At 71.8% G+C, this 15,482-nt stretch carries 11 protein-coding genes and 1 pseudogene; 9 read left to right on the top strand and 3 right to left on the bottom strand.

Translation table 11 applies throughout. The annotated features are described in order from the left end of the window. Positions 1 to 36: 36 nt before the first annotated feature. Positions 37 to 969: an antibiotic biosynthesis monooxygenase gene (locus ACWEPL_RS00060; RefSeq protein WP_452434388.1), complete on the bottom strand. Its 933-nt coding sequence runs from the start codon at positions 967 to 969 to the stop codon at positions 37 to 39. 150 nt (positions 970 to 1,119) lie between these two features. Here ACWEPL_RS00060 and ACWEPL_RS00055 point away from each other — a divergent pair, with 150 nt between their 5' ends. The 3 genes from ACWEPL_RS00055 to ACWEPL_RS00045 all read left to right on the top strand — a co-directional run bounded on the left by ACWEPL_RS00055 (position 1,120) and on the right by ACWEPL_RS00045 (position 3,913). After that, entirely contained in the window at positions 1,120 to 1,686 is a 567-nt protein-coding gene (locus ACWEPL_RS00055) for a nucleoside deaminase (RefSeq protein ID WP_452434387.1), read from the top strand. A gap of 335 nt (positions 1,687 to 2,021) precedes the next feature. Continuing rightward, entirely contained in the window at positions 2,022 to 2,642 is a 621-nt protein-coding gene (locus ACWEPL_RS00050; RefSeq protein ID WP_363965286.1) for an L-threonylcarbamoyladenylate synthase, read from the top strand. A 230-nt stretch (positions 2,643 to 2,872) separates the two neighbouring features. Continuing rightward, positions 2,873 to 3,913, top strand: a complete 1,041-nt coding sequence (locus ACWEPL_RS00045; RefSeq protein WP_452434386.1) for a PP2C family protein-serine/threonine phosphatase — start codon at positions 2,873 to 2,875, stop codon at positions 3,911 to 3,913. A 251-nt stretch (positions 3,914 to 4,164) separates the two neighbouring features. Here the strand turns inward: ACWEPL_RS00045 and polX are convergent, their stop codons facing one another. Next, positions 4,165 to 5,844: a DNA polymerase/3'-5' exonuclease PolX gene (gene polX, locus ACWEPL_RS00040; protein ID WP_363965283.1), complete on the bottom strand. Its 1,680-nt coding sequence runs from the start codon at positions 5,842 to 5,844 to the stop codon at positions 4,165 to 4,167. Between the two features lie 39 nt (positions 5,845 to 5,883). Continuing rightward, positions 5,884 to 6,852: an aldo/keto reductase gene (locus ACWEPL_RS00035; RefSeq protein ID WP_363965281.1), complete on the bottom strand. Its 969-nt coding sequence runs from the start codon at positions 6,850 to 6,852 to the stop codon at positions 5,884 to 5,886. 237 nt (positions 6,853 to 7,089) lie between these two features. Between ACWEPL_RS00035 and ACWEPL_RS00030 the strand changes: the two genes are divergently transcribed. The 6 genes and pseudogenes from ACWEPL_RS00030 to ACWEPL_RS00005 form a co-directional block, all read left to right on the top strand. Next, positions 7,090 to 8,211: a sensor histidine kinase gene (locus tag ACWEPL_RS00030; protein WP_363965279.1), complete on the top strand. Its 1,122-nt coding sequence runs from the start codon at positions 7,090 to 7,092 to the stop codon at positions 8,209 to 8,211. Between the two features lie 125 nt (positions 8,212 to 8,336). Then, a complete protein-coding gene (lanKC, locus tag ACWEPL_RS00025; RefSeq protein ID WP_452434384.1) occupies positions 8,337 to 10,850 on the top strand; it encodes a class III lanthionine synthetase LanKC in 2,514 nt (837 codons plus the stop codon). Between the two features lie 3 nt (positions 10,851 to 10,853). Beyond that, complete coding sequence (locus ACWEPL_RS00020; protein WP_103955008.1) at positions 10,854 to 10,985, top strand: SapB/AmfS family lanthipeptide; 132 nt, start codon at positions 10,854 to 10,856, stop codon at positions 10,983 to 10,985. 76 nt (positions 10,986 to 11,061) lie between these two features. Further along, the gene (locus ACWEPL_RS00015; RefSeq protein WP_452434382.1) at positions 11,062 to 12,723 is read left to right on the top strand and encodes an ABC transporter ATP-binding protein; all 1,662 of its coding nucleotides are present in this window, start codon (positions 11,062 to 11,064) and stop codon (positions 12,721 to 12,723) included. Next, positions 12,720 to 14,429, top strand: coding sequence for an ATP-binding cassette domain-containing protein (locus ACWEPL_RS00010; protein ID WP_452434381.1), 1,710 nt, complete (start codon positions 12,720 to 12,722; stop codon positions 14,427 to 14,429). The genes ACWEPL_RS00015 and ACWEPL_RS00010 overlap by 4 nt, the downstream gene beginning before the upstream one ends. Next, positions 14,426 to 15,482 (top strand): annotated as a pseudogene (locus ACWEPL_RS00005) (prolyl oligopeptidase family serine peptidase); the annotation flags it as partial. The gene ACWEPL_RS00010 and the pseudogene ACWEPL_RS00005, both read left to right, overlap by 4 nt.

Genomic DNA, 15,482 nt, shown 5'->3' with positions numbered 1-15,482 from the left:
GAGGGGTCACGGCCGGTACAGGGTGGTGTGTCGCCGCTAACGGGTGATCACGGCGAAGACGGCGACGGACAGCGCGTAGCACAGCACGATCACGAGCGCTCCGGCGGCGCCGGCGAGGAACGAGCGGGGCACACCGGGGCGCAGCCATGCCGCGAAGGCCCTGTTGACGAGCGGCATCAGGACCCAGGTGAGGATGGCGACGCTCAGCACGTTGCCGATGAACAGGACGAGGTAGGGGGGCAGGCGCGCGCCGGTCAGCACCCGGCTCACCGTCAGGTTCAGCGCCATCACGGTCGGATAGAGGGCCAGCAGCACGCACATGGCCTGCTTCCAGTTGGGCGGAGCGCCCTCCCCGGCAGCTCCGCCGCCGAACCGGAACCAGCCGCCGAACGCCGACTTGACGGTGCGCACGTCGAAGTCGATGACGCAGTCGCGACCTTCGTCCAGGAGCTTTCTGCGGGTGTCGGACGCGAGCCAGCTCTCAAGGTGTTCGCGGGTGTCGAACCGGGTCATGACCACCCAGTGCGGCTGTACGCCGGGCACAGGCGCGAACGCCTCGAATCCGAGGAAGCCGGGAAACCTCTCCTCTGCCCTGTGGACCCTGTCCTGCCAGCGCGTGTAGTCGTCCTCGCGGCCCGGCCGCACGTCGTGGGAGATCACCGCCGTGACCGCTTCGCTGTCGGGCGTCCTTCCCGCGAGGACCTCCATCGCCGGCGGCTCCTCCAGCAGCGGCCGGACCTCGTCGAGCAGCGCCCTGCGCGACTCCGAATTCAGCCACCCGGTCAGCCGGGCGATACTCGAGAAACGAAAAACAGACACCCAGGAGGGTTGCTCGCCGGGAATCGGCGGATAAGCCTCCGCCCCCTCGAAGTCGGCAAATGAGCGCATGCTCTCATTTGTTTTCTGCTGCCAGCGGCGATAATCATCCTCGCGGCCTTCTCGAACCTTTGACGAAATGACCACGGTCACGCCGCGATCAGAGGCCTCACGGTTCGAACCAGGCTTCACCTGGGAAAGTATAGTCCACGGCCGCCCGGAGAAGCATGGCGGCAATGGCTCGGGCACGGCAGTCGATCATGACGAAATTTCAGCCGTAATTTACCTGCCGGAGGTTATGAGATGGGACCGAAGGAATTCATGGCCGAAGCCGTGCGACTCGCCACGGAGTCCGTTGTGAACGGCTGGGGCGGCCCGTTCGGCGCGGTCATCACCAAGGACGGGGAGATTCTCGCCCGCGGGCAGAACCGCGTCCTGCTCACCGGCGACCCGACCGCGCACGGCGAGATCGAGGCCATCCGCAAGGCCATCCAGATCCTGAACCCGGAGGCGCCCTCCGTTGCGGAGGACCGCCTGAACACCTCGACGCTCGAACTCGTGCCGCGCCCGGAAGGATCGCCCGACCTCCTGCCCGAGCGGGCCCGGATACTCATGGGATACTCCCTCTACTCGAGCGGGGCTCCGTGCCCGATGTGCATGAGCGCCATCTACTGGTCGCGGATCGACGCGGTCCACTTCAGCTCCGACCTCGAGGCGACGAGGAAGATCGGTTTCGACGACGCCTTCCAGTACGAGGACTTCCAGCGGCCCCTCGACCAGCGCAAGATCCGGATCGAGCAGATCTATCCCGAGCTCGGCGCCCAGGCCTACGCCGCCTGGGCGAACAAGCCGAACCACCACCCGTACTGATCCGCAGGACGCCCAGGCGGGCTCGTCCAGATGTGCGAGCGCGGCGGTGGCGCGCTCGCGGAACTCGGCGACGAGGACATCGCGGACCAGGTGACGCTCACCGGGCCCCAGCCGGGCGTCTGGCCAAGCCGGCCGCTGATCGGCCTACCGCTCCCCGGCATGAGATGAGCCTCGAACCCTTCACCCCGACCCCCGGCACGGCCCATGGAACCGGGGGACCGGCCCTCCTCGCCGACGTCAGCCACCTGAATCAGGAGAGGCTGCCGGGCGGCGAGACTGTACCGCCCTGGGGTCGCCTGTCATGCCACGGTTTGCCGGACCCTAGGATCCGAGGCGTGGCCAGATACTTCGATCTTCATCCGGACAACCCCCAGCCTCGCCTGATCAGCCAGATCGTCGAGATCCTGCGGGCGGACGGGCTCATCGCCTACCCCACCGACTCGTGCTATGCCCTCGGATGCCGACCGGGCAACAAGGAGGGCCTCGACCGGATCAGGGAGATCCGCGGCCTTGGCAGCGACCACCACTTCACCCTGGTATGCCGTGACTTCGCCCAATTCGGCCAGTTCGTTCACCTGAGCAATGCCCTGTTCCGCCAGGTCAAGGCGGCGACTCCCGGCGGTTACACGTTCATCCTTCCCGCGACCAAGGAGGTGCCGCGGAGACTGCTGCATCCCCGGAAGAAGACGGTCGGCGTACGCATCCCAGATCACGTCGTCACCCAGGCGCTGCTGGCCGAACTCGGCGAGCCGCTGGTGTCCAGCACCCTGCTGCTGCCCGACGAGACCGAACCTTCGACGCAGGGCTGGGAGATCAAGGAGCGGCTCGACCACGTGGTGGACGCGGTCATCGACTCCGGCGAATGCGGCGCCACTCCGACGACCGTCGTCGACTTCTCGCAGGATGAACCCGAGATTCTCCGCCGGGGCACGGGAGACACGTCCCTGTTCGAATAGGCGACGCCTGAGGGGCCGGCTCTCAGGGCGCCCTGGGAGTGTCGCCTCGACAGGCGATTCGACATTCACTAGAAAAGGATCAGATCCGGCACCTGAGGGAATGGCGTGCAGGGACCACCAGAGGACGTCATGCGACCTTCCCCCACAGGTCGATCGGCTGCGGGATCGGGGCGCGGATGAACCCACTCTCCACGAGGTTGCCCCGGTACGTCTCCTTCATACCGGCCGCCATGATCGTCATCGGCTCCGTCTTCAACCTGCTGTCCCCGCGCTACTACTGGGGCGACTACCTGCTGGGCGCCGCGGTCGTGGTGGCAGGGGCGCTGCTGTCGCGACGGCACACGATCGCGGTCGCGGCGGCCGTTGTCCTGGTCCAGCTGGTGTTGTTGATCAAGGATCGCTACTTCGGTCATGCCGTCGGCACACTCTCCTTGATCAGCGCGGTGTTCACCGCGCTCATAGGCCTCGGGGTGAACCGCGTGGTCGCCGGCCACAGCCGCCGGCTGCAAGTGGTGCGTTCCGTCGCCGAGGCCGTCCAGCGCGCCGTGCTGCCCGCACCACCGGCGCGGGTTGGTCCGCTGGCCATCGCCGCGGTCTACAAGGCCGCGCAGATCGAGGCCTTGATCGGCGGAGACGCCTACGCCGTCCAAGACACGCCGTACGGCACCAGATTGCTGATCGCGGATGTGCGAGGCAAGGGCCTGGACGCGGTCGGCACGGTGGCCGTCCTGCTCGGCACGTTCCGAGAGGCGGCAGACCAGGAAGCCGACCTCGGGATGCTGGCCGAGCGCATGGAGCGCGCACTGATCAGGGAAGCCTCCTCGCGCGAGGAGAACGTCCGGATGGAGGGGTTCGTCACCGCGGTGCTCGGCGAGATCACCTCGGACGCGGACCGGGTACGGCTGCTGAACTGCGGCCACCCCTCGCCGTTCCTCCTTCAGGGTGACACGGTGTCCTGCCTGGATCCCGCGGAGCCGAGTCTTCCCCTGGGCATGAGCCGCCTGGGCGTACCGCGGGCACGACCCGACCACTGGCCCTTCCCCACCGGGAGCACGCTCCTGCTCGTCACCGATGGGGTGACGGAGGCCCGAGGCCGTTCCGGGACGTTCTACGACCCGGTGAGCCGGCTCGCCGGCCGGGGCCCGTTCCGGCGGCCGGAGGAGGTGGTCGAGGTGCTGGTACGAGATGTCGAGCGCTGGATCGGCGGTCCGCGCGATGACGACATGGCGATTCTGGCGATCACCCGGCGTGCTGGTGAACCGGCCCCGTGAATCCGCTCCGGCATCAGTACGGTACGAGCCGGCCCGCCGCATCCGGGCCGCGCTTGAGCCCCGGCCAGCCGAGCTGGAGACGTCAGCCCCGACGACGAAGAACCTCCCGAGGCCCGAGCACATCGGTGCCTCCACCGCCCGCGCCGGAAAGCCGCTCGCGCCGGAAAGCCGTCCGCGCCGCGAGGCCGCCCCCGCCCGAAAGTCGCCCGCGCCGTAACGCCGCCCCCGCTTGGCCGAGGGCGGCGTGGCGGTCAGCGGCCGAGGAATGTCAGGAGCCGGTCCAGGGGCCAGGTGTTGATGACGTCGTCCGTGGTCAGCCAGGCCCGCTGCGCAAGCCCCACCCCGAACCGCTGGTTGGCCAGGTGCGGGATCGCGTGCGAGTCGCTGTCGATCGAGAACTTCACCCCGTGGTGCTTGGCCAGCCGCACCAGGTCCGACGGGAGATCGGACCGGTCGGGGAAGGAGTCGATCTCCATGGCGGTCCCGGTGCGGGCGGCCACCCGGAAGATCGCGTCCCAGTCGGCGTCCACGGGCGGACGCTTGCCGATCTTGCGGGTCGTCGGGTGCCCGATGATGTCCACGTACGGGTTTTCGCAGGCGGCGATGAAACGCCGGGTCATCTCGTCGCGCGACATCCCGAAATGCGAGTGCACCGACGCCACGCACACGTCGAACCCGGCCAGCACCTCCCCGGGCCAGTCGACCGACCCGTCGGGAGCGATGTTGAGCTCCGTGCCGTGCAGGATCCGCATGTCGGGATATTTCCGTTGGAGCTCGGCCACCTGCCCTCGCTGCTCCAGCGCCTTGTCCAGCGTCATCCGCTGCATCGCCAGGTCGGGGGCGTGGTCGGTGACCGCGTAGTAGGCGTAGCCGCGGGCGTGCCCGGCCGCCACCATGTCCTCCAGCGAGGCGATGCCGTCGGTCAGGTTGGTGTGGGTGTGCAGGTCGCCCTTCAGGTCGCCCAGCTCCACCAGCTCCGGCAGCTCGCCGCGCAGGGCCGCCTTGACCTCGCCGCCGTCCTCGCGCATGGGCGGCGGCACGTACTGCATGCCGAGCGCGTCGTAGATGTCCTCCTCCGAGGCGGCGGCGATCACCCGCTCGCCCTCGAACAGCCCGTACTCCGACAGCTTCCAGCCCTTCTTCACCGCCATCTCCCGGATGGCGACGTTGTGCTCCTTGGAGCCCGTGAAGTACTGCATCGCCGCGCCCCACGACTCGGCGGGCACCACCCGCAGGTCGACCTGGATGCCGGACGTCGTGCGGATCGAGGTCTTCTTGTCGCCCGCCGCGATGATCTCGGCGACGTAGGGCTGGGCGCGGAAGGCGGTCATGATGGACTCGGGCGCGACCGCCAGGATGTCGATGTCGCCGATGGTGTCCTTCATCCGCCGCAGCGAGCCCGCGTACGCGATGCGCTCGGCCTCCAGCGAGGCCATCACCTGCTCGGCCAGCGACATGGCGACCCCGACGTGGACGCGGCGGCCGGACTGCTCGAGCTGCTCGATGCCCTTGAGCAGGTTTGCCAGCGTCTTGGGGCCGAGGCCCTTGACGCCGTCGAGACGGCCGGAGGTGATCGCCTCGCGCAGGGCCACCGTGGAGTCGATGCCGTAGTCCTCGAACAGCATGATCGCCGTCTTGGGCCCCAGCGTCGGCACCCGCGTCAGCGCGCGCACGCCGTCGGGCACCCGGCCGCGCAGGTCGTCGAGCTGCCGGAAGCTCCCGCGCTGCAGGAACTCCTCCATCTTCTTGGCGATCGCCTCGCCCACCCCGGGGACGCTGCGCACGTCGACCACCGAGATGTCCTCGGGGAACCCCGCGATGGCCTTGGCCGCCTTCTGGTAGCTCCGCACCCGGAAGGCGTCGCCGCCGCAGAGCGCGAACAGCTCCGCGTACTCCTGCAGCGCCGACGCCGCCTCCTCATTTGCCCGCATGGCACAACCCTAAAGGTCGGCCCCGACAATCCAGGACCGTCAGAAGCGCACCTCACGGGGGCGGTACGGCTCACCGAGGTGGGCCAGCTCCGCCTCCGAGAGCGACACCGACGCGGCCGCCACCGCGTCGTCCACGTGCCGGTCCTTCGTGGCCCCCACGATGGGCGCGGTCACGGCCGGCTGGTGGAGCAGCCAGGCCAGCGCCACCTGGGCGGCCGGCAGGCCGCGCTCGCCGGCCACGTGCGCCACCCGGTCGAGGATCGTCTTGTCGTTCTCCGGGTCGTACAGGAAGTCGATGCGCCCGTCCGACCCGGTCCGCGCGGTCGTCGCGGACGAGCCGGCCCTGGCCAGCACGCCGCGCGCCAGCGGGCTCCACGGGATCACGCCCACGCCCTGGTCGGCGCAGAGCGGCAGCATCTCCCGCTCCTCCTCCCGGTAGAGGAGGTTGTAGTGGTTCTGCATCGAGACGAACTTCGTCCAGCCGTTCTTCTCCGCCACGTGCTGCGCCTTGGAGAACTGCCAGGCCCACATGCTCGACGCGCCGATGTAGCGGGCCTTGCCCGCCTTGACCACGTCGTGCAGCGCCTCCATGGTCTCCTCGATGGGCGTCTCGTCGTCCCACCGGTGGATCTGGTACAGGTCCACGTAGTCGGTGCCGAGCCGATCGAGCGAGGCGTCAATGGCCGCGTGGATGTGCTTGCGCGACAGGCCCTGGTCGTTGGCGCCCCTGCCCATGGGGAAGTAGACCTTGGTGGCCAGCACGTAGTCCTCGCGGCGGCGGAAGATCGCGCGCAGCGCCTCGCCGGTCACGGTCTCGCTCGCGCCCTGGCTGTAGACGTCCGCCGTGTCGAAAAAGGTCACGCCCGCGTCGGCTGCCCTGCGGATGATCGGCTCGGCCTCGTCGCGCGCCAGAGCCCACTCCTGCCTGGCGGGGTCGCCGTAGCTCATCATGCCCAGGCAGATCCTCGAAACTTTCAAGCCGGTGTTGCCAAGTCGGGTGTAATCCATAGGCCCACCATAGGGGCGGCATTGTGGTGGTCTGCGGGCAGGCTGGACGGTGACGAGGGGCAGGAGCCGGATTGGTCTGGTTAACCGGCGGTCCGACGGGAAGTCATGGGTGGCCAAAAGCGGAAATGACCTTTACAGGGCGGGCCCGATCGGGTCGATTAGGGAGAAGCGAGACAACGGCGGGCGGGCTCTCGCGACACGGCCGCATCCGGCGCCCAACCGCATACCGGGGGTGAGGTGGAAGCCACGCACCGTGCGCTCCTGTCGTGGGCACGTTCCAAACTGAAGAACCCCGGCTGGCTGGGCGGCCTCGGGCTGGCGGCGGGGATGGTCGGCGTGACGGTGCCGGTCCAGCTCGGTCTGGTGCGGTCGGGGATGGGGATCGCGGGCGGGGTGACGCTGTTCGTCCTGCTGACGCTGCACGTCAGATTCATCATGGAGACCCCGGTACGGCGGGCGGGCTCGTGGTGGATCGTGGCCGTGCAGGCGTGGCTGACGTACCTGCCGCTGACGGTGTTCGGCGCGGCGTGGACCCCGGTGTGCGCCCTGCTGTCGGGCGCGCTGCTGGTGATGGCGGCCCGGATCCGCTCGATCGTGCTGGTGGCGCTGGCCCTGGCCTGCGGCCCGGTGATCCTGGCCGCGCCGGAGCGGGCGATGATCGATCCCGCCTGGGCGCTCGCCGGCCCGGTGCTCGGCCTGGTCGAGTACGCGCTGGTGACGCTGGGCAGGCGGGTCACGCGGCTGACGAAGGCGCGTACCGAGGTCATGCGCAAGGCCGTCGCCCTGGAGCGCCGCCGCTTCACCCGTGACCTGCACGACCTGGTCGGCCACCGGCTCACCGTCCTGGTGCTGAAGGCGCAGCTCCTGGAGCGGCTCGTGGCCGAGGGCGACCGGCGGGCGCGGGACGAGTCGTCCGAGACGCTGGAGCTGCTGCGCAGCCTGTCCGCCGACGTCCGGGCCGTCGCCCACGGCCTGCGCAGCTCCTCCCTGGCGGCGGAGCTCGGCTCGGCGCGCTCGCTCCTGGAGTCGGTACGGGTCCGCTGCCAGATCAAGATGTCCTGCCCCGACCTCCCGGGCGATGTGGAGGAGGCGCTCACACACGCGCTGCGTGAAGGTGTGACGAACGTCCTCAGACATGCCGAGGCCCGGCAGTGCTCGATCCAGCTCCTCGAACGCGACCAGCTCGTCCGCCTGACGATCAGGAACGACGGCGTGCGTCCGCCGCGCCGGCCGGAAGACGCGGGACAGGGCCTGCTCAACCTGGCCGAACGCGTCTCCGGCCTCGGCGGCTGGCTCGAGGCCACCTCCTCCCGGACCGGGCAGTTCACCTTCAGCGCGTACGTTCCACGAAAGAAATAGCCAATTGTGAAAAACGCACAAATGCAATTTCAATAACCATATTTTGCTGTTGTTACGTGTAACTAGACCGAATCGCCTCCCCAACGGCAATCTCTAAGGGACAACGCCTTGGAGGTCGGCGCCAGATGGACAAGTACGAGCTGTACTGCCTGGTGGATCCGCGTTTCTACGACTCGCTCGAACACGGCACGGCAGAAGACGCCGACTTTCCCATCCTGCGTGAACCCCTGCCCGACGGTTGGTCCACCGCCCTGACCGACACGTGGTGCTATTACGCCCCCGACAACGAGCCGCCCCTGCCCGCCCAAGGCTGGAAGATCCACGTGTCCGCCCGCGTGGAGGACGCCGAGCAGGCCATCGCCGCCGTGCGGGACTACTGCCTGCAGCGCCGGATCGCGTTCAAGTTCCTGCGCGGCACCCCCGTCCTCGTCATGGTCAACTCCAAGGCCGCCTCCCGGGCCTCCAGCGGCAAGCTGATCACCGTCTACCCGAGGGACGAGGGCCAGCTGGAGCTCGTCCTGAAGGAGCTCGACGAGCTGCTGCGCGGCGTCGAGGGCCCGTACATCCTCAGCGACCTGCGCTACGGCGCCGGCCCGCTGTTCGTCAGGTACGGCGGGTTCGCCGAGCGGCACTGCCTGTCCGGCTCCGGCGAGCGCGTGCTGGCCGTCGAGGACGGCGACGGGCGGCTGGTGCCCGACGTGCGCGGCGCGACGTTCTCGGTGCCGCCGTGGACGACGCTGCCCGGGTTCCTGGAGCCGCATCTGGCCGCGCGCAACGCCGTGACGACGACCGGGCTGCCGTACCGGGTCGAGAGCGTGCTGCACTTCTCCAACGGCGGCGGCGTCTACCTCGCGCGGGACACGCGTACGGAGGAGCGGGTCGTCCTCAAGGAGGCCAGGCCGCACGCCGGGCTCGACGCGGCCGGACGCGACGCCCTCACCCGGCTCCGCCACGAACGCGACATCCTCCGGCGCCTGGACGGCCTGCCCGCCGTGCCCGCGCTGCTCGGCTACTTCGCCCTGGGCGAGCACGAGTTCCTCGTGCAGGAGTTCGTGGACGGGACGCCGCTGCAGCGGCGGCTCGTGCAGCGCTACCCGCTGACCCGCGCCGACCGCACCGAGCCGGACCTGGCCGACTACACGGCATGGGCGGTCGAGACGCTGGAGAGCGTGGAGCGGGCCGTCGAGTCGCTGCACGGGCGCGGGGTCGTCTTCGGCGACCTGCACCCGGACAACATCCTGCTGACCGCCGAGGGCCGGGTGGCGCTGATCGACTACGAGGTCGCCACCCTCGTCGCGGACGGGGCCCGCGCCGCGCTGGCCCACCCCGCCTTCATCGCGCCCCCCGACCGCCAGGGCGTGGACGTGGACCGCTACGCGCTGGCCTGCCTGCGGCTCGGCCTGTTCGCGCCGCAGTGCACGATCATGCTGCCGCTGCACCGGGCGAAGGCGGCCCAGCTGGGAGAGATCGTCAAGGAGACGTTCCCCGTGCCGGAGGCGACGGTGGACGCCGCCGTCGCGGCCATCGGCGGAGACGGCGAGCCCGTGATCATGCCGGACACCTGGCCCGAGCTGCGGGACGCGATGTGCCGGGCCATCGTGGCCGGCGCCACGCCCGCGCGCGACGACCGGCTCTTCCCCGGCGACGTGGCCCAGTTCCGGCCGGGCGGCGGGCTCAACCTGGCCTACGGCGCGGCCGGCGTGCTCTTCGCGCTCCACCGGGCCGGCCTCGGGCCGTTCCCCGAGTACGAGCGCTGGTTACGCGACCGGGCGCTGCGCCCCGTCCAGGGCTCCGGGCTCGGCCTGTACGACGGGCTGCACGGCATCGCGTACGTCCTGGGCCTGCTCGGACACCACGAGCACGCGCACGAGCTGGTCGACGTCTGCCTGCGCGAGAAATGGGAGCGGATGGAGTCGGCGCTGTTCTCCGGCCTGTCCGGCATCGGGCTGAACCTCCTCGACTTCGGCCGCGCCGACCTCGCCCTGCGCGCCGTGGACATCTGCGCCGAGCGGCTCGCCGAACCCGTCCCCGAGCTCAGCGGCGGCCCCCATCCGAGGGCCGGGCTCATGTACGGCTCGTCGGGGCCCGCGCTGCTGTTCCTGCACGCGTACGAGCACACCGGCGACCGGGCCCTGCTCGACCTGGCGGCGACCGCGCTCCGGCAGGACCTGCGGCGCTGCCGGCACGCCGCGGACGGCTCGCTCCAGGTGAACCAGGGCTGGCGGGTGCTGCCGTACCTGGACGAGGGGTCGGCCGGCATCGCCCTCGTGCTGGAGCGCTACCTCGAGCACCGCCACGACGAGGAGCTCGCGACGGCGCTGGCCGAGCTGCGGCTGGCCGGGCACGCCGGCTTCTTCGTCCAGTCAGGGCTGTTCACCGGCCGGGCGGGCATGCTCGCGGCCCGCGCGGGCGACCCGCGGGAGCACATCAAGGGCTTGAGATGGCACGCGCTGCCGTACGGCGGGGGACTGGCGTTCCCCGGCGACCAGCTGCTGCGCCTCTCCATGGATTTCGCGACCGGAACGGCGGGCGTGCTCTTCGCCCTCGGCACGGCCCTGGGCGACCAGCCTGGCCACCTGCCGTTCCTGGCGGCCGCTCCCGGGCGGCGCGCCCCCTACGAGTCACGGAAGGAGGTGTAACGGATGGTTCTTCTCGACCTGCAGGGTCTCGAGGCGCCCGCGGCCAGCGACGTCGCCAGTGGTGGCAGCACGCTGACGGTTCTCTCGTGTCACTCTGGCAAGCCCAGCAACCTCAGTGTCGCGCTTTGCCACTGATCCGCTATATCGGTCCCCGCGCCGTGTCACACGGCGCGGGGACGCCGACTTCAAGCCGACACCAAGGAGGCATCGGGTGCTAGCGGGTGACCGGCTGGTGATCGGGACAGTACGGCGCAGCGGCCCCTGGCCCGCCGTCCTGGCCGTCACGGCGCTCGTGGGCGCGGCCGGTGAGCTGGCGGTCCCGTACCTCGTCGGGCGCACCGTGGACGCCTTCGTCCTGCGCCGGCCGGACGGCTCGTCCTGGCTGGCGCTCTCTGCTTATGCTGTCGCCGCCGTCGTGCTCTGCGAGAGCCTCGGCGTCTGGGCCCGCGGCGCCTGCGGCGCGTTCGCCGCGGCCAGGCTGCGGCTGGGCGTCCTGCGCCACGTGCTCGGCGCCGGGCCGGCCGCCACCCGGCGTTTCCCGGAAGGCGAGCTGGTCACCCGGGCCGGACTGAACGCCGAGGAGGCGGGCCGGGCCCCGGAGACGGTGACCGGCGCGCTCGCGCTGCTCGTGCCCACGGCGGGCGCGCTCGTCGCGCTCACGCTCATCGCGCCCGTCCTGACGCTGACGCTCGGGGTGGGCATCGTCGTCATCCTGCTCGTGCTGCGCGCCTTCCTCCGCGCGACGACGGTGATCTCGGGCGGGTACCAGGAGGTGCAGGGGGAGATCGCCGCCCGGCTCGTGGACGCCATGGAGGGGGCGCGCACGATCGCCGCGGCGGGGACCGCCGCCCAGGAGGCGCGGCGCGTCCTGGAGCCGCTGCCCCGGCTGCGGGCCCACGGCATGTCGCTGTGGCGGGCCAACGCCGGGGCCGCGGTCCAGTCGGGGCTCGTGGTGCCGCTGCTGGAGGTGGCGGTGCTGATCGTCGGGGGGTTCATGCTCGCCTCCGGCCGGCTCACGGTCGGAGAGCTGTACGCCGCCGCCCGCTACGCCGTGCTCGGGGCGTCCCTGAGCACCTCCCTGGGCTACGTCGGCGGGCTGGCCCGGGCCCGGGCGGCCGCCGGGCGGGTGGCCGAGATCTTCGAACTCGCCCCCGTCGCGCACGGCACGCGGACACTCCCGCCCGGTCGGGGCACGGTCGAGTTCCGCGACGTGGCGGTGGACGGCCTGACCGTCGGCGACCTCACGCTGCCCGGGGGCTCGGTGACCGCCGTCGTCGGGCGGTCCGGCGCGGGCAAGTCCCTGCTGGCCGCCCTGGCGGGCCGCCTGACCGACCCGGACCGGGGCACGGTCCTGCTCGACGGGGTCCCGCTGCGGGAGCTGTCGCGGGAGGAGCTGCGCAGGGCCATCGGGTACGCCTTCGAACGCCCGGTCCTGGTGGGTGAGACCGTGGCGGAGGCCATCACGGCGGCCGCCGGGCCCCCTGCCGTCGAGGCGGCGAAGGCGGCGTGCGCGGACGCGTTCGTCCGGCGGCTGCCGCTCGGCTACGGCACACCCCTGCGCGAGGCCCCGATGTCCGGTGGCGAGCGGCAGCGGATCGGCCTGGCCAGGGCGTTCGCGCAGGGGGAGCGGCTGCTGGTGCTCGACGACGCCACCTCCAGCCTCGACACCGTGACGGAGCGCGAGGTCGGCCGGGCGCTCACCACCGATCGGCGGGGCCGTACCCGGCTGATCGCGGCCCACCGGCTCGCCACGGCCGCCCGCGCCGACCAGGTCGTCTGGCTGGAGGGCGGGAGGGTGCGCGCCCGGGGGCCGCACGACGTGCTGTGGCGGGACCCGGCCTACCGGGCCGTCTTCCAGGGAGCGACCCCATGAAGGCGCTCGTCCGACGGCGGCAGGCGGCGCGGGGTGCGTTCTGGCGGGCCTTGGGGCGGGAGCCGCGGCGGCTGGCCGCGATCGGGTTCTGGTCCGTGCTCGAGGCGGCGCCCGCGTTCCTCATCGGGCACGCCGTCGCCCGCGCCATCGAGGACGGGTTCGCCAGGGCCGAACCCGCGACCGGGCTGGCGTGGCTGGCCGCGCTCGGCGTCGCGTGGCTGGCCGGGGCGGTGGCCGCGCGGCAGGTCGTGCTGGGGGTCGCGGCGGTGGCGGAGCCGTTCAGGGACGACCTCCTGACGCACGTCGTCGAGGGGACCCTGAACCGGGGCGCGAGCCGCGACAGCGCCGCGGTGGCCAGGGCGACGCTCCAGGTCGAGCTGGCCAGGGACGCCTTCGCGGCCGTGGTCACGACCGTCAGGGGGTTCGTGTTCACGGTGGCCGGTGTGGTGCTGGGCCTGGCGACGCTGGCCCCGCAGGCGCTCGCGCTCGTGCTGCCGCCGTTCGCGATCGGGCTCGGGCTGTTCCTGGCCTCGTTGCCCACTCTCGCACGCAGGCAGCGGGCGTTCCTGCTGGCCGACGAACGGCTGGCCGACGAGATGATGGCCACGGCGGGTGGCCTGCGCGACATCGAGGCGTGCGGCCTGCGCGAACCCGTGGCCGCGCGGCTGGATCGCCAGGTCCGCGCGCAGGCCGCCGCCGCCCGCGCGCTCGCCCGGGTGACCGCCGCCCGCACCGCGGCCCTGGCCGTGGGCGGCTGGCTGCCGGTCGTTCTCGTGCTGGCCGGCACCCCACGGCTGCTGGACGGCGGCCTCGGCCCCGGCGTGATCGCCGGCACGCTCGCGTACGTCACGCAGTCCCTGGCCCCCGCGCTCGGCGGCCTCGTGCAGGGCCTCGGCGTCAGCGGCATCCGGCTGGCCGCCACGCTCGGCCGCATCGCCGCGTCCGCCCCGCCCATCGGGCCGCCCCGGCCCCGGATCCGCCCCAGCGCCTGCGACGTGCGGCTCTCCGCCGTCACCTTCGCGTACGGCCCGCACTCGGCCCCCGTCGTCGACCGCCTGGACCTCACCATCCCCGAGGGTGACCACCTCGCGGTCGTGGGGCCCAGCGGCGCCGGCAAGTCCACGCTCGCGGCCCTGGTCAGCGGCATGCTCCAGCCCGATACGGGCGAGGCGCTGGTCGGCGGCGTCCCCGCCGACCGGCTCGACCCCGCCGCCCGCGTGCTGATCCCCCAGGAGGCGTACGTCTTCCGCGGCACCCTCATGGAGAACCTCATCGCCCTCGGCACGCCGGACGCCCCCGATCTCGCCGGGAAGCTGGACGAGGCCGTCACGGCCGTCGGCGCCCGCGAGCTGGTGGACGAGCTGGGCGGCTACGAGGCCCGCCTCGACCCGGCGGCGCTGTCGGCCGGGCAGCGCCAGCTCATCGCGCTCGTGCGCGCCTACCTCACCCCCGCCCCCCTGGTCATCCTCGACGAGGCCACCTGCCACCTCGACCCCGCCGCCGAAGCACGTGCGGAGACCGCGTTCGCGCGGCGCGGCGGCACGCTCGTCGTCGTCGCGCACCGCCTCACGTCCGCGCTGCGCGCCCGCCGCATCCTCCTCATGGACGGAACCCGGGTGACCATCGGCACCCACGACGAACTGATCAGGACCTCTCCGCTCTACGCCGACCTGGCCGGCCACTGGCACCCGGAGCCCGTGTCATGAAATTTCTGGACAAGTATCCGCGCGCCGAGCGCCTCCCCGGCAGCTCGACGCCAGGTGAGATCGACGACCCGTACCGCGGGCTCGAAGACCCCGACGACCCCGCCACCAAGGCCTGGCTGGCCGAGCAGGACCGGCTGTGGCACGACAGCGCCGCCCGGCTGCCCCAGCGCGAGCGCTTCCTCGCCCGGCTCACCGAGCTCAGGGAGACGGGCCTGGTCACCCCGCCGGTCTGGCGCGGCGACCGGAGCTTCCACCTGCGCCAGACCACCTCCCAGGAATACCCGGTCCTCCACTGCGGCGACCGCGTCGTCCTCGACCCCATGGACCTCGACCCCACGGGCCTCACGACCCTGGACGACTGGCAGCCCGACCTGGAAGGGCGCCTGCTGGCGTACCAGATCTCGCGCCGGGGCGACGAGAAGGCGGACCTGTACGTCAGGGACGTCGACACCGGGGCCGTCGTGGACGGGCCCATCGGCGGCTGCCGCTACTCCGCGGTCGCCTGGCTGCCGGGCGGCGCGGCCTTCTACTACGTGCGCTTCCACGAGGGCGTCTACCTGCACACGATCGGTGACGCGGCGGACGTCCCCGTCTTCGCACGGGGGCCGGTCCGGTACGGCGTGCAGATCAGCGCCGACGGCCGCTGGCTGACGATCTCGGCCGGCGGCTCGCTCTGGCTCGCCGAGCCGGGCGGCCGGGGCGAGCCCCGCCCCGTACCGGACGCCCTGGCCGCCGCGGTGGCCTGCGACGGCCGCCTCTACCTGGTCACCGACCGGGACGCGCCGCGGCGCAGGCTCTGCGTGGCCGATCCGGCGGAGCCCGGCGCGTGGCGGGAGCTGATCCCCGAGGACCCGGAGGCGGTGCTGGGCGCGTTCACCGTGCTCGACGGCGACCGGCTGCTCGTCGCCCGGACCCGCCACGCCGTGGGGGAGATCGCCGTCCACCACGCCCGCACGGGGTCGATGACGGGTTCCCGGGTCGAGACGTTCAGGACCCCGGAGCTGACCGTGATGCGGTCGAAGACCGTTCCGCTCCGATCGAGCTGCACGATGC

The sequence above is a fragment of the Nonomuraea sp. NPDC004186 genome, assembly GCF_053603495.1.
Note: the sequence above shows the minus strand (reverse complement) of the source record. Positions and strands in the feature narration are given on the sequence as shown.